Source organism: Parasutterella sp. St.1A3, assembly GCF_059728705.1.
Window position 1 is genome coordinate 952,039 of the sequence record NZ_BAAGFK010000001.1, and the last position, 18,360, is coordinate 970,398.

Genomic DNA, 18,360 nt, shown 5'->3' on the forward strand with positions numbered 1-18,360 from the left:
GTCAGTCAAGACGGGTAGTGATTGGAAATCAAGCAAAGTTAAAACTTTGAGATTTCTCAAGCATGAGACATTGACAGCATATGGGCACAAAGAACCAAGTTACTTGTGACCCGGCCGGGCAATAGGCGGCAGGGTTATAGGATCAAGTGACTAAGTGCATGTGGCGGATGCCTTGGCGATCACAGGCGAAGAAAGACGCGGCAGCCTGCGAAAAGCTGCGGGGAGCTGGCAAACGAGCATTGATCCGCAGATATCTGAATGGGGGAACCCACACCGCAAGGTGTATCTGCATCTGAATACATAGGGTGCAGAGGCGAACGAGGAGAACTGAAACATCTAAGTATCCTCAGGAAAAGAAATCAACCGAGATTCCGGCAGTAGCGGCGAGCGACCCCGGAAGAGCCTAACAGCTGATAGTTTGAAGCGTAGTCGAACGGAATGGAAAGTCCGGCCATAGCGGGTGATAGCCCCGTAGGCGAAACGCTTTGAATGGTACTAAGGCAGTGAGAAGTAGAGCGGGACACGTGGAATCCTGTTCGAAGACGGGGGGACCATCCTCCAAGGCTAAATACTCGTGATCGACCGATAGTGAACCAGTACCGTGAGGGAAAGGCGAAAAGAACCCCGGGAGGGGAGTGAAATAGAACCTGAAACCGCATGCATACAAACAGTAGGAGCTTCGTAAGGAGTGACTGCGTACCTTTTGCATAATGGGTCAGCGACTTACATTCTGTGGCGAGCTTAACCGACTAGGGGAGGCGCAGCGAAAGCGAGTTCGAATAGAGCGAACAGTCGCAGGGTGTAGACCCGAAACCAGATGAGCTATCCATGGCCAGGTTGAAGGTGTGGTAACACACACTGGAGGACCGAACCGACTAGTGTTGCAAAATTAGCGGATGAGCTGTGGATAGGGGTGAAAGGCCAAACAAATCTGGAGATAGCTGGTTCTCCCCGAAAACTATTGAGGTAGTGCCTCGTGTATCGCTCCAGGGGGTAGAGCACTGTTTTGGCTAGGGGGACATGGAGTCTTACCAAACCAAGGCAAACTCCGAATACCTGGAAGCGTGAGCACGGGAGACAGAGCACCGGGTGCTAACGTCCGGACTCAAAAGGGAAACAACCCAGACCGCCGGCTAAGGTCCCCAATAATGGCTAAGTGGAAAACGAAGTGGAAAGGCCGTGACAACCAGGAAGTTGGCTTAGAAGCAGCCATCCTTCAAAGAAAGCGTAATAGCTCACTGGTCGAGTCTTTCTGCGCGGAAGATGTAACGGGGCTAAGCCATTAACCGAAGCCGCGGATGCGGAGATTACTCTCTGCGTGGTAGGGGAGCGTTCTGTAAGTCTGCGAAGGAGTCTTGAGAAGGATTCTGGAGATATCAGAAGTGCGAATGCTGACATGAGTAACGTTAAAGCGGGTGAAAAGCCCGCTCGCCGTAAGCCCAAGGTTTCCTGCTCTACGTTCATCGGAGCAGGGTGAGTCGGCCCCTAAGGCGAGGCCAAAAGGCGTAGTCGATGGGAATCGGGTTAATATTCCCGAACCGCCGCCGAATGCGATGGGGTGACGGAGTTTAGAAGGTCAGCCGGGTGTTGGATGTCCCGGTGGGTGAGTGTAGGAGGTCTGCAGGCAAATCCGCAGACGCATCTCCGAGGCAAAGCCGCGATCTGCTAAGGCAGAGAAGTGATTGGACGAACTTCCAAGAAAACCCTCTAAGCGTCAGTTCGGCGGGACCGTACCGCAAACCGACACTGGTGGGCGAGCTGAATATGCTCAGGCGCTTGAGAGAACTCGGGAGAAGGAACTCGGCAAATTGACACCGTAACTTCGGAAGAAGGTGTGCCTGAGTAACGTAGGCGCAGGGACTGCGCTCGCGTGAAAAGGTCTCAGAGAATAGGTGGCTGCGACTGTTTATTAAAAACACAGCACTCTGCCAAGTCGAAAGACGACGTATAGGGTGTGATGCCTGCCCGGTGCTGGAAGATTAATTGATGGGCTGAGAGGCCTTGATCGAAGTCCCAGTAAACGGCGGCCGTAACTATAACGGTCCTAAGGTAGCGAAATTCCTTGTCGGGTAAGTTCCGACCTGCACGAATGGCATAACGATGGCCACACTGTCTCCTCCCGAGACTCAGTGAAGTTGAAATGTTTGTGATGATGCAATCTACCCGCGGCTAGACGGAAAGACCCCATGAACCTTTACTGCAGCTTTGCATTGAACTGTGAACCGATTTGTGTAGGATAGGTGGGAGGCAGAGAAACGTGTACGCCAGTACGCGCGGAGCCAACCTTGAAATACCACCCTGATTTGTTTGCGGTTCTAACCCGGGACAGTGATCCTGTTCGGGGACCGTGCATGGTAGGCAGTTTGACTGGGGCGGTCTCCTCCTAAAGGGTAACGGAGGAGTACGAAGGTACGCTAGGTACGGTCGGAAATCGTGCTGATAGTGCAATGGCAAAAGCGTGCTTGACTGCGAGAGCAACAACTCGAGCAGATGCGAAAGCAGGTCATAGTGATCCGGTGGCTCTGAATGGAAGGGCCATCGCTCAACGGATAAAAGGTACTCTGGGGATAACAGGCTGATACCGCCCAAGAGTTCATATCGACGGCGGTGTTTGGCACCTCGATGTCGGCTCATCTCATCCTGGGGCTGTAGTCGGTCCCAAGGGTATGGCTGTTCGCCATTTAAAGAGGTACGTGAGCTGGGTTTAAAACGTCGTGAGACAGTTTGGTCCCTATCTGCCGTGGGCGTTGGAAGATTGACGGGGGCTGCTCCTAGTACGAGAGGACCGGAGTGGACGCACCTCTGGTGTACCGGTTGTCACGCCAGTGGCATTGCCGGGTAGCTAAGTGCGGACGAGATAACCGCTGAAAGCATCTAAGCGGGAAACTTTCCTGAAGATAAGTCTTCCCGGAGGTAAAACCTCCCTGAAGAGTCGTCCGAGACCAGGACGTCGATAGGTCAGGTGTGTAAGCGCTGTGAGGCGTTGAGCTAACTGATACTAATTGCTCGTGAGGCTTGATCCTATAACCGTGTTGCTTGTGACCGGCTGTGAGGTCCGTGCGAGAAAGAACAAAGTGAAGGCTGAGCTTGAGAGAAATCCAAGGCGCTGCCAAGATGAAGTAAATCGATCCGAATTGGCTCCTTAACCGGAGCGGACAGTTTTAAGCCCGGAGGCCATAGCAGGGCGGAACCACTCCTTCCCATCCCGAACAGGACAGTGAAACGCCTCCACGCCGATGATAGTGAGTTGTATTTCTTGCGAAAGTAGGTAGTCTCCGGGCTCTCCATTCTTAAAACCTCTTGCTGCGAACGCGGTGAGAGGTTTTATTTTGTCTGTGCGGAGGGGTAAAGAAAGATGAAACTCCGACGCTCGATCTGAGTGCCGGAGTTCTTAAACTCGCTTTTACGGTTAATTGCTTAGAAGAAACTAAGCGGCGAAGCCATATTCTTCAAAAGAGCGATCACGCTGTAAGCAGAAGAGAGACTGTTTTTCGGGTTTTCCGGGTCCGGCTTGGACTTGAAGAAAAGTTCCGAATGCATAATGTCATTTTCCAGTGTGATGCGGTGCGTGACTTCTTTGATGCCGGGACGGCTGATCAGGCGGACTTTGGCATCAGTGGCCCCGGAAGCAAGAGATGTCGCTACGGAGACATTGACGTTTCTCGGGAAACCGTGAATCGCATCATGTACGTCGCCGTCAAAAATCAGCTGCTCTTCAGTTGTGCTGACAGTTTTGCCTTCCATATAAGGCGTGCCGATATAGCTTTCAGGCGGTTTTACGCTTTCAATTCTGACTGCTGGATTGCCAATGACGCTGTAGGTTTCCATAACATCCAGGCCGCCGATTGCGCCGCTTGTCACATAGATATGTCTTTTATTCTGTTTCGCGATTTTGACAATATGGTCTCTGAAATTCTTTTCGTCGAGCGCGCCGACTGAAGAGATCACCAGGTCGGCTCCGGCTTCAAGGATTTCCTGAGCATGCTCTTCAACTGCAGAGATTCCCGCGAACTCAACAACAATGTCGGGGCCTAATTCGAGCATTTCGCTGACGTTTCTTGCCGCTCTTCCGCCGACTCGGCTGGCAAGTTCCACAGCGTGTTCATGGTGCTTTGCGCAAACAGTCGTGATGAAATAATCATTACCCAGATGGCGCAGCGCATTGATGCAGAACACCTGACTGACTGATCCGCAGCCTAAAATGGCGATTTTTTTCATTTCCAATCCAAGTTTTTTTGTTAACAGATTCCTTATTTTTACACATAAGGAAAGAAATAGAGTAATTGAATATTAGAAATTTTTTTGCCGATTTGGGCGTATAAAACTTTTTCCATATTCAGTCAGCTTTATTCCCGCCTTTTCAATACTTGCGGAAACTTCCGCGATGCACTCCTTGACTTCCTCGGAGAGTTCTCCTGCCGTTTTCGGCCAAAACACGCAGAAAGGAATCGTCAGAGGATCGCTGATCGGGATGGCTTTGCAGTCGTCGCTTACGCTAATCGCCGCAAGGGAGTCCGTTATGTGAACGCCCGCATTCCTTTTTACCATGCGCAGAGCGACTTGTGTAGACGATATCTCCCCCACAATCTGATCTTCTTCCAAGGGAGGAAGAAGCAGATCGCACAGTTTCCTCTCACGCATGTCGTGAGAAAGAAGAATAAAGTTCTCTTTAGCGTAATCCTCTCTTGAGACAACGTCTTTTTGTGAGAGAGGATTGTTTTTTGAACAGACAAGACGCAGAGGCAGCTCTGCGAGCACGCGCTTTTCCATATCGTCATGCTCACTTAAAAGCGTACCGAAACCGATATCAAACGGATGAGAATACTTTGAAAAGTAAATATCTCGGCCGTTATGGATATCGAGCGTGACCCGCATATCCTTTTCGTGTCTTTTAAAGATTTTGACGATGGCAGGCAGAATGACATCACTGCAGTGGCGAGCGAGCACCGCTGCTCTCAGAAGTTTGCGTTTGCGTTTTCGGTGAGTCGGATAATCTTCCACGACTTTCCATGCGCGCATCGCTTCCATTGCTACTCGGTAAAACTCTGTGCCCTCGGAAGTCAAAGTGAGCGTTTTATTTCCTCGATCAAAGAGGACGATCCCTATACGCTCTTCAAGCTGGGATAAAACGCGGCTTGCCGCCGAAGGAGAAATGCCCAGTTTATTTGACGCGGCAAGCAGAGAACCCGTCTCAACCACGGCGCAGAAAATTTTTAATGCTTTAGATTTGATTTCCAATTTTGCAACTCGATGGATAACATTTGCACTTTACGTAATATAGCAGATGATTCACAATCTCATCATGTCGAGTTCATTCAACTCGGACAAGAAATGGGTTTTCCACCTCTGCAGTGCCGGGGTGGATTTTTTTGCCCTGCCTTTAAATTGTCTCGCTAAACGACTACTATGTATAGGTCAGTAAACATTGAACCGGTATAGCAGTGATTGAATTATCCGTTAGACATTTAAATGTCACATTACAGAACACACCAATTCTTAACGATGTCTCTTTAGATATAGAGAACGGAGCTTTTGTCTGCATTGTCGGACCCAGCGGTGCCGGAAAGAGCACCCTGCTCAAGCAGCTCAATCGACTTGATCCCGGCAAAGTGGGCGGGGAAATTCTCTGGCGCGGACAGAATATTGACACCTACGATGTACATCAGCTTCGCAGACAAATTGCCTACATCTTCCAAAAGGCCGTTATGTTTGAAGGGACGACTGAGGAAAATATCAGGATGGCGCTTCAGTACGGTCCGAAGATGTCCGATCAGGAAACTGAGGAGCTTTATCAGCATGCGTTGGAGATCGCTGGAATTACGCCGAATATTCTTAAAACGCCTGCCTCCAGTCTTTCCGGGGGACAGCAGCAGCGTGTCGGCATTGCTCGGGTCATGATGATGGCGCCTCCGGTCCTTCTGTTAGACGAACCGACGGCCTCATTGGATGTGGAAACCAGCAATCATTTCTGCCAGACGCTCAAGCGTATGAAGGGACTTATCGGTATCAAGGACAATATCAAAAAGACCTTCCTGATGGTGACGCACCGTCTGGAAGAAGCGAAATTCCTGGGCGATAAGATTCTGATGCTCGAGGACGGAAAAGTGGTTGAGTATACGGACGCCGCTCAGTTCTTCACTTCACCGACAACAGAGCGCGGCAAAGCGTTCCTGAAAGCAGAAAACCTTTAAGACATCAACTGTCGCCATAGGGTTTACTATTTTTTCATAAACTATCGATCATTCCACAAGGACGATAATTATGAAAATCCTTCACACATCCGATTGGCATTTAGGCAGACGACTGTATGATTTCGACCGCTACGACGCGTTTGAACAGTTTCTGAGCTGGCTTCTGTCAACGATTGAAACAGAGAAAATTGACGCTTTAGTTGTTGCCGGCGATATCTTTGATACTTGCGTCCCGACGCACAGAAGCCAGGCGATGTACTACGACTTCTTGGCCCGTTTGGGCAAGACATGCTGCCGCCATGCTGTTATTGTCGGCGGCAATCATGACTCACCGACGCAGCTGAATGCCCCTCAAAATATTCTTAGTCATTTAGGTATTTATGTCGTCGGCGGAGCTGAAAGCGATCCTGCCAGGGAAATTGTAGAGCTAAGGGACGAGGAGGGAAAACTCGAAGGCGTTGTCTGCGCTATTCCTTATCTGAGAGAGCGTGACATTCTTCGGATCAAAGCTGACAGTCAGCTGAGCAGAGATGAAGAGATTGTCGCGGCGACTAAGGATCACTATGAGACGGTTGTTAAAAAAGCGGTGGAGACGATCGGTTCCAGCCGAGTTCCTCTGATCGCAACCGGTCATTTGATGACCGCAAATTCTAAAGTCGGTCATGATGAAAACGCGCTTTATATCGGTTCACTCGGTATTGTGCCTTCATCCGTGTTTCCGTCCGTCATTTCATATCTGGCATTAGGTCATATCCACAAAGCCCAGCTGATCGGCGGAGACAGAACGCGTAACTACAGCGGCGCTCCGATACCGTTTAATTTTGATGAAGCTTCTCACGCAAAGATCGTCCGCGTGGTGGAATTTGATAAAGAAAAGGTAAAAGCTGTCTCGGATCTTCCAGTTCCCTCTTTTGATCGTATTGTGACAGTACGCGGCAAACTCAGCGACATTGAAATTCAACTGGATCAAATTAAGGTCCTTAGTGAACAGAATCCGTCGCAGCCTGTTTTAGCTCAGATTATTCATGAAGACACTTCTTCGGCGACCAACTTAGTAGAAACCGTTCAAAGACTTATTGCAGGCACAAGCATTCAGGTGGTCCGTGTTGAAGATACTGCGCGCCGCTTTGCTTCGCTTGCCGAGGGAGAGAACGTTTTGACAATAGAGCAGCTTGATCCGATGAGCGTCTTTGACAAGCGGCTTGAGCAGGAAGAAGTCGAGGAAGAGATGCGGGAAAAACTCGTTGCGATATACCGCTCTGTTGTTGATATGGCGCAAATGGGGCAAAGTTTTGCCACTCCTTAACCGCAGCAGAGATCGTTCACTTTTACTCGGAATATCGGCATGAGAATCCATACGCTTAAATTAGAGAATCTGAATTCTATTCAAGGGCAATGGGAGATTAATTTCCTTGATGAATCCTATAAGGGCGGAATTTTTGCCATCACCGGCAAAACCGGCAGCGGTAAGACAACCGTGTTCGACGCGATTTGTCTTGCGCTTTACGGCCAAACTCCGCGCATCTCTTCTATCAGCAACACTTCTGATGAAGTAATGAATCGTCAGAGCGATCAGTGCTCTGCGGAGCTCATTTTTGAATCAGGCGGGCGCATTTTCAGATCCAAATGGAGCCACGCTCGCTCAAGAAGCGGTAAGAACGAAGAAAATTCGTCTGATGGGAAGAAATCTTTCGGAATTGTAAAGCTTTCGCTTGAAGAGCTTAAAGGGGGCACTTGGATGACTCTGGCATCCAAAGTTAAAGAGAAAGCTCAGGCGGTCAAGGAAGTACTCGGACTGGACTTTAATCAGTTCACACGATCTGTCCTGCTTGCTCAGGGAAAATTCTCGGCTTTTCTGAACAGCGGAACAAACGACAAAGCCGATATTCTGGAAGAAATTACCGGTACAGAGATTTATAAGAAGATTTCGCAGGAAGTCTATATCAAGACCAGTCAGCTTAAAAAGCAGCTTGACGAAGAGAAAGAAAAATATGAAAAGTTTGAGATTCTGAGCGATGAGGAGCTCAAGCAGATCGAATCAGGGCTTGTAGAACTGGACAAAAAAATCGAAGAAGAAAAAAAACAAGCTTCTGCCTGTGATGCAAAGCTGGAAAAACTGAAAACACTTGCTGCATTAGAGAAGCGTTGCGAAGAGGCAAAAAACGCATTAGAAAAAATTGAAGCTCAAAAGGAAGGGTTTGATCGGCTGAGAGTAGAAAGGGATCGGGCAAGCGCAGCGGCCGTCATTAAACCGATCTATGACGCTTATGACGAAAGCCGACGCAATTTAAACTCGTCAGAAAAGCAGAAAAATCAGCTCGGTACGGAACTCTCAGAGCTGAAACCCAAACTTACGGTACTTGCGTCTGATCTCTCAGATGCATTGAAAAAGCTTCAGGACACAGAAAGCAAAGCCAAGAAAGATCAGGAGCTGTTTACTTGGGTTGATATTCAGGACGGGAAGATCCGTGAAGAAGCTAAGCAACTTCAGGCTGCGAAGGACGAACTCGAGGTAAGCCGCAAAGAGTACATGACTGCGCAGACAAAGCAGGCCGCATCTGAGAAAGAACTTTCTGATCAGAAAGCTAAAACCGCTCGAGCCGAAAGTTCATTTGCCGAGAAAAAGAATGATGCTCGTCTGTTCGACGAAAGCGACAGGCTTTCCGTGATTCGCAATACGCTTTCCGGACTGGAAACAGTGATCGCGCATGATGAAGACGAACGGACTAGGTTTAGCAAACTGCTTGAAAAGGCTGAAAAAGAAGCGGGAGAACTTGAGAAAATCACTCGGACAGCTATTTCCGCTGTTGCGGTAAAAACAAAGGAAATTGATTTGCTGAAAGACCACCGAACTGCGCTTTTGGAGGGTGAAACAACGGAAGAGCTTCAGGCGCAGCAGGAGCAGCTTGAGGCTCATCGTGCGGATCTTCTGACCTTGGACCAAAAGCGCTCAACTGCGGAAAAACTTGATACGGAAGTCCGTAAACATCGTGATGCGGTAAAGCAGCTTGATGTATTAGCCAAAGCAAAGGAGGCCGAGATTAACGAACTTTCGGCCAGATACAGCGTATTGGAAAAAAACGTTGACGCTAACGAAAAGCTCGTTGCGATTAATAAATTCATGAAGGAGCGAGCGGCCCTTGTCAGCGGAGAAGCCTGTCCTTTGTGCGGATCCGAACATCATCCTTATGCCGATCAGCTTCCTGCCGGTGTGGCTGAAGCCAAAGTCAAATTGGAAGAAGCTAAGACTGAACTTAAGCAGGCCAGCGAAGACCTCAGCAATAAGACAAAAGAAAATGCGGCTCTTATCGGACAAAAGAAAGCGGAAGAAGGTCAGCTGAAATCCCTTGAGGCTGAATGTCAAGCCGCATCCGAAGACTATAAAGAAGCCTGTAAGCGCGTTTTATCCGTACCTTCTCGGGAATGCGGAGCTGCCCGTATCACAGAGGAAAAGCAGAGGGTCGAGAACGAGATCGTCAAGCTGAAACAGATTAAGCGTGATTACGATAAGACGGTCTCTGAAGTTCAAAAGCAGGAAGCGGAATTAAACCTGCTGAAGGAAAAAAAGACCAGAGCCGATAGCGAGCTTGCCGCAAAGAAAGCAGAGAAGAATACGATCAGTACTCAGCTTCAGCAGCTGGGTAAGGCTCTGTCGGATAATCGAGATAAACTGCAGGACAGCAGGGTTCTTTTTATCAGGGACTTTAGTGCTTACTCGCTGGAAAAGGCAGAGGAAATTACCGCGTCGTTCATCGAAAGGCTTTTGGAGCGGGGCAACGCTTACAACAGGAGCGTCGTCCAATTAAACGAACAGAAGTCAAAAGAAGACAAAATGTCCGGCGTTCTGGAAGTGTTGAAAACGCAGGCAGCGAAACTTCTTAAGGAAGTGAACGATAAAAGCGATAAAGTTCAGACGCTTCAAAAGGTTTATGACCAAAGCTGCGGTGAGCGCAAATCCCGGTTCGGAGAAAAGAGTGTCTCACAGGAGCGGCAAAAGGCCGAACAGGCGCTGAAGCAGGCAAAAGACAATGTGGCCATGCTTCAGGAGCAGAAAGCCGCTGCTGATACGGATTGGGCAACTAAGACAGGACGGCTTGAAGCGGTAGAAAAGGCGCTTAATGAATTGACGCTTCAGACGCAGAAATCTGCAGGTGAGTGGGCTCAGGCACTTATTGATAAAGCCTTCGAGAGTCAGCAGGCATGGAAATCTTCCTGGAAATCCGAAGCGGATTTAGAACTGCTGAAAAAGAAGATTAAAGATTTTGAGGATCTTCAGCTTTCAGCGACTGCGTCACTTAAAACGTCTGCAGAGAATTTGGAAAGTCACAAGGCGGATTGCCCGAAAGAGACAGAGCGAGCGGAGATTGTACGCCAAAGAGTTGACCTTAGAAAAGAGATCGATCAGAACAACGAAGAGATTGGTCGCCTTAAATCGCTGAAGGATCGCGACGCAGAGAATCGTCAGAAAGCGGCTGCAGCGCAAAAAGCGGCAAAAAATCTGGAAAGTGAATACGCTTTGTGGGCAAAGCTCTGCGATTTAATCGGACAAGCAGACGGCGGAAAATACAATAGGTTTGTTCAGGACCTGGTGCTGGTTCAGCTTTTAGAGTGCGCCAATGCCGAACTGAAGAAGCTGAACAGCCGCTTCTATTTGAGTTCGACCAAGGGTAAAAATCTGGAAATCAGTGTCGTGGATACGGCGCTCGGCGGCGTTATCAGGCCGTCGGCCAATCTTTCCGGCGGCGAAACCTTTATTGTGAGTCTTTCGCTTGCGCTCGGTCTTTCAAAGATGGCAAGCAACAATATCCAGATTGATTCGCTCTTTCTTGACGAAGGGTTTGGCACACTAGACTCTGAATCTTTGGAAAAAGCGCTCAGCGTTTTGGGCCAAATCAATCAGGATAAACTCGTCGGAATTATTTCACACGTCGGCGAAGTACAGGAGCGCCTGCCGATTGTGATCCGCGTGGAAACCTCATCGGTTCCCGGAGTTTCAACACTTCAGGGACCGGGCGTAAAGCGAATCGGCTGATTTCTTTGATTTAACCCTATCGCAGCCGATGAAATAATTCACGTCAGTGACATTGAACAGCTTCGCATTATCGGAGAAACTATAGAACATTCGGGCTCTTCTTAATACAGAGCCCGAAATTTAAACATGTTGACAGCTCTTTAAAATAATGCCTAAGCTGTTTCAGGCTTAGCTTGTTCATTAGTTACCGCCGTTGCTAGCTATGTTATTAGTAAAAGAGGAAAGGAGAAGATGGAACACTTATCACAAGCACTCCGGCAGTCCGTTTCTCAGAATAAAGAAATGCAGGAATGTTTGCTCGGAACGATTGACAAAATGGCGGACGGATTGATCGCAGAGAACAGGCAGGCTCGCTCTTCTATTGGTAAATCCTGTACCGGTATTTCTGTTTGCGATGATAACCAACGAGAATTTGTGAAAGCTGATGCTTTCACAAAAGATCTTTTGGCAAAGACCAAAGACAGCAAGATCACAGATGAAAAAAAATTCTTCGTTAGATTTACAGAACTGGACTTGCTTACGGGTTCATGTAAAGTTTCACTCGAAAACGAAGGGCCGGAAGAGCGAATCAACGGACAAATCAGCGATCCCTTACTCTCTAACCAAAACAACCCGTACGTGCAGGCGTTTGCTCTTGGGAAAGCGCTTCAAGTGAAAGGAAAAGCAACCCTTTCAGAAAGAAATCACGACACTGTTTATTAATGATGCTGTTGCATCAGAGTAAAAATAGGCCCAAAATTTCCCTTTTTTGACTCTCAATGTAAGAACTTCGGAAGTTTTGAGTTTAAATTCAGCGGGACATTTTTTGAGCCTGAATTCCCGCTCCTAGATTACAAAAATCGGGGCGGGGATTTTTATTTTCAACTTCTGCATAAGTTCCTTGTAACGCTTTGGGATCTCGTGCCAGAGATATGTGACTTGGCCCTCAGGAGCGAACTTATAGACAGTTAATGCATTAAGCTCACTTATCAGGCGTGGAGCTTTCTCAGGGTCAATGTTGGCGTCCTGCATCCGCTTATGCAGCATCAGTCTTAAACTCAGAGCTAAATACGTGACAAAGACCTTTCCATCTAAAGCTCTCTCCAAACACCTCAATCTTCTGCCGCCGCATCTATCTTTGTAGTTATTAAACGCTTTTTCGACGGTGTCCTTTTGACGGTAAATGTTTAGAGCTTCATCCGGTAAGGAAATTCTGTCAGAACCAAGAAAGAAGAAACCACAACTCTGGCAGAACTGAGCCCAAGCCGGAACATTAAAATCATATTTGACCTTGCCGTCGTCATCTTTTCCGCGTTTGAAGAATTGCCTGAAATACGGAGAGTTAGGCACTTTCCCATTTTTCAGACGCAACTTAAAACTTTCGACTAATTGAGTCATATTCATGACATAGTCAGCTTCTCTTTCTTTGCTGTAATAGACATGGATAAACAACTTGTCCTGTTCGGCGCCATATTTTCTTGTGTTGGAATACCATTGAATTTCGCGCGTTGCACAAAAGCAGTTAACACTATTTTTAAATGCTGCCGGCAAGCATAGTCTGAGTGATCCGGCCACCTCCTTAAAAGTTTGCTCAACAATTTTTAGCTCTGAACGAAGTCCACAGACAAAGCCTACGTGATTGCGGAACATAATTTGCAGATTATGTTCAGAGCAGAACCCTCTATCCAACACCAGGTTGACATCTTCCGCATCAAGTTTAGCCAGCTGGATAAACAGGTTCTTCAATAAAACAACATCAGCAATAGAACCGTCCAGCACCTTGTAGTAAAGCGGCTCGGCTGTCTTCTCATCGATCAGCAGCGCCAGCTTTAGCATGGCCATGTCAGGGTCTTCTTTGTTATGCCCATAGGTAACCTTATGAATTGTTTGTGAGAAAGAAGACACTGAAGTGGTATCAAATGCCCAGTAACTGTTCTTGTCCAATGCTTTATTAGAGGCAAGACGCAGCTTCAGATATTGCTCGACAGAGGGTTGATAATCGATGGATTCAAATATTTCGGAGATTCTTTGAGAGGGTATAGCGGCAGTCGGATAGAGAGAGTTTTGCGCTATTACATCGTAGTTGGAGACAGTGGCGTCAGGATGGATAACTAAGAATATCGCTAAGGATAGTAACTCTTTCCAATGCTCAGGAAAGACGACCTTTAAGGCTTTAGTTATTCCCGATTGCTTGGCAATTTGCTCTAATACATAGCTGGCTCCGGCATTGAGTGCTTCCGACCGGTTCAAAACAATTTGTGCCACCGGAAGACTGACCTCTGCAATACCAACCGGACAGAGTTTGTTATCGGTAAAAGTTAGTTCAACATCCTTGTATTGAGGATTGTTTCGAAGAAATTTCCTTCCCAATTCCACCTTGCCGTCAATCAGGCGCCCAAGGGTGATTCGGTGTTTGCTATAAGAACGCTGTTTGACCGGATCCCAAGCATTTTGAAATTGGTACAGATAGTCCTTGCCCTTGATATTTACCTTGATGACATGCTCAATGGTCTTCGCAAGCATATGAATCCCTCCAGGTAGATTATATAATTATAATCTATTAAATCAGTTAAAATAATGCCCAATGCCCGGTTTACGGGCAATTTGGGCACTGTGTGTAACTACTAGTAATATTTATGATCTAGTTTTTGGGAATTCAGGTTTGAGCAGAAGATGTCCCGCTTATCGTTTTTTTGCCTACAATCCCTCCAAAAAGGGGAGAATATGCAATTAACACAGAATCAGGCAACCTTGATCGGCTGCACCGCGCCGATATTCTGGGGGTTGTCTGTCTCACTGGTTCGGTTAATTTCCGATACGATCGGAATCGGATTGGGCCTGGCAATCAATTACCTCATTGCCTTCGTTTTTGTGTGGTTCGCTTTCGGTTTTCCAAGATTTAGCCGCCTCCCTCTGAAATACTATATTTTCGGTCTGGGTTCCGCGATCGGTACCTCTCTGACTTTTGCGATCTCACTATCCGTCTCCAGCAGCGGGACTCAGGCAATGGAAGTCGGAATGGTTAATTACCTTTGGCCCTCTCTCACGATTTTCTTTGCTGTGCTTTTTAACGGTCAGAAGGCAAAGTGGTGGGTCTCCATCGGAGTGGCACTCGCGATTTACGGGATCTGTATGGTGCTCTCCGGCAGTATTCTTGTCGACTTCGCAAGCATGTGGGATCATGTAAAAACTAATCCGCTGGCTTACTTCCTGGCACTCTGGGCCGCAATATTCTGGGCGGCGTATTCGAATTTCACAAGAGCATGGGCTAACGGGGAAAATCCTACGACCGTCATTTTCGGTCTGAATATGCTGATTTTTAATTCGATTTGGCTGCTTGATCTCGCTCCGAGCAGAGAATTCAGCATGAAGGGGCTTGGGATTGTCATACTGACAGCGATGGTGATGGGAGGCGCGTACGGCCTGTGGACCTTTGGCGTGCAGAAGGGAAAAATCGCAATTATGGCGATCGCTTCTTACTTCACGCCGGTCCTGTCCTGCGTGTTTGCGTCTTTTCTCATCGGGGCATCGCTGAACCACGCCTTCTGGGCCGGAGTGGCAGTTGTTGTTGCCGGCTCCTTCGTCTGTTGGGCTGCTACCAGAGATTGAAATTAAGAAGATTTAAAAAATATTAAGAAGATTTTTTAAATACGGTTCTTTGACGTCCTACAATTATTTAACACCTTCATAAGGAGCCGCTATTTATGAAAAATCTTATCGCTGCATCGCTTCTTTTTAGTTTTGCCGCTGTTTCTCAGGCGCACTTCGGCAGTGTGATCCCGGATAAACAGATCGTTGAAGATCAGAAAGACAGCACGGTCACCCTCACAGCCGCTTTTAATCATCCGATGGAACAAAGCGGTATGAACATGGCCAAGCCGAAGAATCTTTCTGTGATTGTTGACGGCAGGAAGACCGATCTGACCGATACACTGAAGCCTGCAAAAGTATTGGATAAGGACGCTTGGATTACACAGTACAAAGTGATTCGTCCGGGCCTGTATGAATTTGTTCTTGAGCCGCAGCCTTATTGGGAGCCTGCCGAAGACAAATTCATTATGCACTACACCAAGGTTATGGTCCCGGCTTACGGTGTAGAAGACGGTTGGGAAATCCCCGCCGGGCTCAAGACTGAAATCATTCCGCTGACCCGTCCTTTCGGCAACTATGTCGGCAATATTTTCCGCGGTAAGGTCGTTGTTGACGGCAAACCTGCGGCAAACGTTCCGGTTGAAGTCGAGTACTACAACGTAGATAAGCGCGTTAAAGCGCCCAATGACATCTTTATCACACAGGTTGTGATGACCGACGATCAGGGAACTTTCTCATACTCTGTTCCCTGGGAAGGCTGGTGGGGTTTTGCCGCGCTTAGCGAGGCCGACTACAAGATTAAGCATGAGGGTGTCGATAAACCGGTAGAAATCGGTGCGGTACTCTGGACTGAATTTGTGACGCCTTCGTTTAAATAATGCATATCGCTGAGGGAGTGTTATCCGCGCCGGTTTTGATTGCCGGTGCGGCAGCGGCCGCAGTAGGCGTCGCTTACGGTCTGAGAAAGATTCAAACGGATCATCTGATGCTGGCAGGATTTCTCGGAGCCGTGTTTTTCGTCGCAAGTCTGATTCACGTGCCGGTCGGTTTTTCCAGTGCGCATCTGATTATGAACGGATTGATCGGGGCAGTCCTCGGCGCGGCGGCTTTTCCTGTTATTTTCGTTGCGCTGCTTCTGCAGGCAGTTCTTTTCCAATTCGGCGGTTTTACGGTTCTGGGCGTGAACACTGCGACAATGGGCCTTGGGGCGGCAGCCGCCGGCCTAATCTTTCATTGGATCAGCGGTAAAAGCGCCGATAGGCATTTAAAAGCGGCCGGTTTTGCTGCCGGCTTTTGCGGCGTGCTGATTTCGGGACTTTTAACGGCGCTTGCGCTCGCCTTCACCAGCGAGGGATTTGTGGCTGCGGCTTGGGCGATTTTCTTCTCCAATCTTCCTATCATGATTGTGGAGGGAATTATTACGGCTATCGCTGTGGTATACATCAGAAAAAGTGATCCCGGAGTCTTTGATGAACATCGTTAAACTGATTTACGGAGCCGCGGCTTTGATCGCCGTCGCGGCAGCGGGCTCGGCTCAGGCGCATAGGCTGAATGTGTTTGCTTATCCTCAGGCTGATCAGGTATGCGCGGAAGCGAAATTCGCAAATGGCGCGCCTGCGCGCGGAGCTGAAGTTAACTTTATCAACGACGCGGGAGAATCCGTTCTTAAAGCGGTAACCTCCGATGAAGGCAAAGTCTGTATTGCGCTTCCCGCCAGATTTAAGGCCGCTCCGCTGACGGTTGTCGTGAACGCGGGAGAGGGACATCAGAATCGATGGAAAATCAGCAGAGAAGAGTTTTCCGGAGCGGAAGCCTCTAAAGAACCTCTTCTTCTGACGTATGAGCCGAAGAAAACGGATAGCGTCACTTCTTCGGATCCGAAACTTTACACACAGAAGGATTTAGACAACGCGGTTCGGCTTGCCAAAGAAGATCAGGAGACAAAAGTGATTGTTCCGCTTCGCCGTGAGCTTGCTCAAGCTCAAAATCCTGAGATTTCTTTGAGAGATATTGTCGGCGGTCTCGGCTGGCTCATCGGACTTGGCGGAATCTTTGCATGGCTGAGCGCAAGACGGAAAAAATAATGGACGCGAGGACATTTACGCCCGCCGCAAGAATATTGAGCGCATTTATTTTTGCGGCTCCGGTGTCTGTCCTTCCTAATTGCGAAAGTGCTTTTGCCGCCCTGGTCTTTGCGCTCTCCGCGGTTTTATTTTTCAAACCGAACGCGTCTCACTTTGTGAAACGCGCCGTCCAAATCAATATTTTTATTCTTTTCATTTGGCTTCTGACGCCTTGGACAACGCCGGGTGAACCGCTTTGGGGCTGGGTTACAAAGCAGGGCGTTGAATTATCCGTATTGGTGACAATTAAAGCGAATGCGCTCTTTATGATTTTCATTACGCTTGTCAGCAGTCTGAGTTTTTCTCAGCTTGCCTATGGATTCCATAAGATAGGATTCTCTGACAAACTGGTGGCGATTATTTTGTTCTGTGCCCGCGGTATCGATATTTTTGAAAAAGAGTATCGCCAGATGGTTGAAGCCGCAAAACTCCGCGGTTTTGTGCTGAAAGCGGATCGAAGAACATACCGAACAGTCGCGGCGATGATTTCTCTTCTTTTCGCAAAGGCTGTTCGCCGCAGTCGAGTGCTGGACGAAGCGATGAAACTTCGCGGTTTCAACGGTAAAATCCGAACACTGAATGTATACCCGTCCACACGGACGGATGTTTTTATGACGGCGCTTTTTTGTGCCGCGGCTATTCTTCTGAGTGTGTACGGATGGACGATTTAGAAAACCGGGTGGTTTTAGAAATTAAAAATCTGAGCTTTTCCTATCCTGACGGAGAGGAACTTCTGAGCGGCTTAAATTTCCGTTTCGAGAAGGGCTGCAGTGCAGGAATATGGAGCCCGAACGGGACCGGTAAAACTTCACTTTTTAAAATCATCACCGGTTTATTAAAAGCCAAGAGCGGAGAAATTCTGCTCTATGGAAAATCCGTACAGACGGAAGAAGACTTCCGGGCGCTTAGGCTGAAAGTGGGATTTGTGCTCCAGCATCCCGATGATCAGCTTTTCTTTCCGGAGGTGATTGATGATGTGGCGTTTGGCCCGCTGAACGAAGGTTTATCAGAGGAGGAAGCTTGGGTACGGGCGCATGAAACGCTGGTCTCTCTAGGTATTGAACATTTGGAGCATTCTCTGAGTTTTGAGCTCTCGGGCGGACAGAAAAAACTTGTGACGCTGGCGGCGGTTCTTTCGATGAAACCGGACGTTCTTCTGCTGGATGAACCCACGAACGGGCTGGACGCGGCAGCAAGAAAGCGCCTTATTGAGATTATTAATCGCTTTGAGGGTGAGAAAATCATCATCAGTCATGATCCGGACATGCTGGCCGAGACCTGCAGCCGCTTCTTTACGATTACCGATAAAAAGCTTTCTGAGATTAAAGCGCCTCAGATCCATGAGCATCGTCATAGTCATTTCTTCGGCGCAGAACAGCATTCCCATAATTAGCAGGGATTGGTTTTGGAAGAATCCGATTCTGTAGGATAAAACCTATCTCAA

General features: G+C 48.2%; 13 protein-coding genes, 2 rRNA genes and 1 pseudogene. 13 read left to right on the top strand and 3 right to left on the bottom strand.

Features of this window, described 5'->3' with window-relative positions; genetic code table 11:
• Positions 1-140 precede the first annotated feature (140 nt).
• Both AC6I1F_RS04505 and rrf read left to right on the top strand, forming a co-directional pair.
• Positions 141-3,023 (top strand): 23S ribosomal RNA (locus AC6I1F_RS04505).
• Positions 3,024-3,166: 143 nt separating this feature from the next.
• A 5S ribosomal RNA gene (gene rrf, locus AC6I1F_RS04510) occupies positions 3,167-3,281 on the top strand.
• Positions 3,282-3,417: 136 nt separating this feature from the next.
• Here rrf and AC6I1F_RS04515 read toward each other — a convergent pair.
• Positions 3,418-4,218: an aspartate dehydrogenase domain-containing protein gene (locus AC6I1F_RS04515; RefSeq protein ID WP_290432940.1), complete on the bottom strand. Its 801-nt coding sequence runs from the start codon at positions 4,216-4,218 to the stop codon at positions 3,418-3,420.
• A gap of 72 nt (positions 4,219-4,290) precedes the next feature.
• Complete coding sequence (locus AC6I1F_RS04520) at positions 4,291-5,238, bottom strand: LysR family transcriptional regulator (protein ID WP_290432941.1); 948 nt, start codon at positions 5,236-5,238, stop codon at positions 4,291-4,293.
• Positions 5,239-5,441: 203 nt separating this feature from the next.
• On the opposite strand from AC6I1F_RS04520, the gene AC6I1F_RS04525 reads away from it, so the two are divergent.
• The 5 genes and pseudogenes from AC6I1F_RS04525 (at position 5,442) to AC6I1F_RS04545 (ending at position 11,925) form a co-directional block, all read left to right on the top strand.
• Positions 5,442-6,191, top strand: a complete 750-nt coding sequence (locus AC6I1F_RS04525; protein ID WP_290432942.1) for an ABC transporter ATP-binding protein — start codon at positions 5,442-5,444, stop codon at positions 6,189-6,191.
• Positions 6,192-6,261: 70 nt separating this feature from the next.
• Positions 6,262-7,497 (top strand): exonuclease SbcCD subunit D C-terminal domain-containing protein, encoded by a 1,236-nt coding sequence (locus AC6I1F_RS04530; protein ID WP_160335291.1) that lies wholly within the window; start codon positions 6,262-6,264, stop codon positions 7,495-7,497.
• Positions 7,498-7,536: 39 nt separating this feature from the next.
• Positions 7,537-11,223, top strand: coding sequence for an AAA family ATPase (locus AC6I1F_RS04535; protein WP_290432943.1), 3,687 nt, complete (start codon positions 7,537-7,539; stop codon positions 11,221-11,223).
• A 174-nt stretch (positions 11,224-11,397) separates the two neighbouring features.
• Positions 11,398-11,655: pseudogene (locus AC6I1F_RS04540) on the top strand (DUF7946 domain-containing protein); the annotation flags it as partial.
• A complete protein-coding gene (locus AC6I1F_RS04545; protein ID WP_497801789.1) occupies positions 11,638-11,925 on the top strand; it encodes a DUF7947 five-stranded beta-barrel domain-containing protein in 288 nt (95 codons plus the stop codon). The pseudogene AC6I1F_RS04540 and the gene AC6I1F_RS04545, both read left to right, overlap by 18 nt.
• A 123-nt stretch (positions 11,926-12,048) precedes the next feature.
• On the opposite strand, the gene AC6I1F_RS04550 is transcribed toward AC6I1F_RS04545, so the two are convergent.
• On the bottom strand, positions 12,049-13,725 hold the full coding sequence (locus tag AC6I1F_RS04550; protein ID WP_497801612.1) for an IS1634 family transposase: 1,677 nt from the start codon (positions 13,723-13,725) through the stop codon (positions 12,049-12,051).
• Positions 13,726-13,926: 201 nt separating this feature from the next.
• Between AC6I1F_RS04550 and yddG the strand changes: the two genes are divergently transcribed.
• The 6 genes from yddG (at position 13,927) to AC6I1F_RS04580 (ending at position 18,309) form a co-directional block, all read left to right on the top strand.
• Positions 13,927-14,811 (top strand): aromatic amino acid DMT transporter YddG, encoded by an 885-nt coding sequence (yddG, locus tag AC6I1F_RS04555; protein WP_290432880.1) that lies wholly within the window; start codon positions 13,927-13,929, stop codon positions 14,809-14,811.
• A 95-nt stretch (positions 14,812-14,906) separates the two neighbouring features.
• Positions 14,907-15,671: a DUF4198 domain-containing protein gene (locus tag AC6I1F_RS04560; protein ID WP_160335295.1), complete on the top strand. Its 765-nt coding sequence runs from the start codon at positions 14,907-14,909 to the stop codon at positions 15,669-15,671.
• Entirely contained in the window at positions 15,671-16,276 is a 606-nt protein-coding gene (cbiM, locus tag AC6I1F_RS04565; protein WP_160335296.1) for a cobalt transporter CbiM, read from the top strand. The genes AC6I1F_RS04560 and cbiM overlap by 1 nt, the downstream gene beginning before the upstream one ends.
• The gene (locus tag AC6I1F_RS04570) at positions 16,263-16,877 is read left to right on the top strand and encodes a NikL family nickel/cobalt ECF transporter subunit (RefSeq protein WP_237178752.1); all 615 of its coding nucleotides are present in this window, start codon (positions 16,263-16,265) and stop codon (positions 16,875-16,877) included. Before cbiM ends, AC6I1F_RS04570 begins: the two co-directional genes overlap by 14 nt.
• Positions 16,850-17,587 (top strand): energy-coupling factor transporter transmembrane component T family protein, encoded by a 738-nt coding sequence (locus AC6I1F_RS04575; RefSeq protein ID WP_290432879.1) that lies wholly within the window; start codon positions 16,850-16,852, stop codon positions 17,585-17,587. Before AC6I1F_RS04570 ends, AC6I1F_RS04575 begins: the two co-directional genes overlap by 28 nt.
• Positions 17,575-18,309, top strand: a complete 735-nt coding sequence (locus tag AC6I1F_RS04580; RefSeq protein ID WP_290432878.1) for an energy-coupling factor ABC transporter ATP-binding protein — start codon at positions 17,575-17,577, stop codon at positions 18,307-18,309. Before AC6I1F_RS04575 ends, AC6I1F_RS04580 begins: the two co-directional genes overlap by 13 nt.
• The last annotated feature ends 51 nt before the right edge of the window (positions 18,310-18,360 follow it).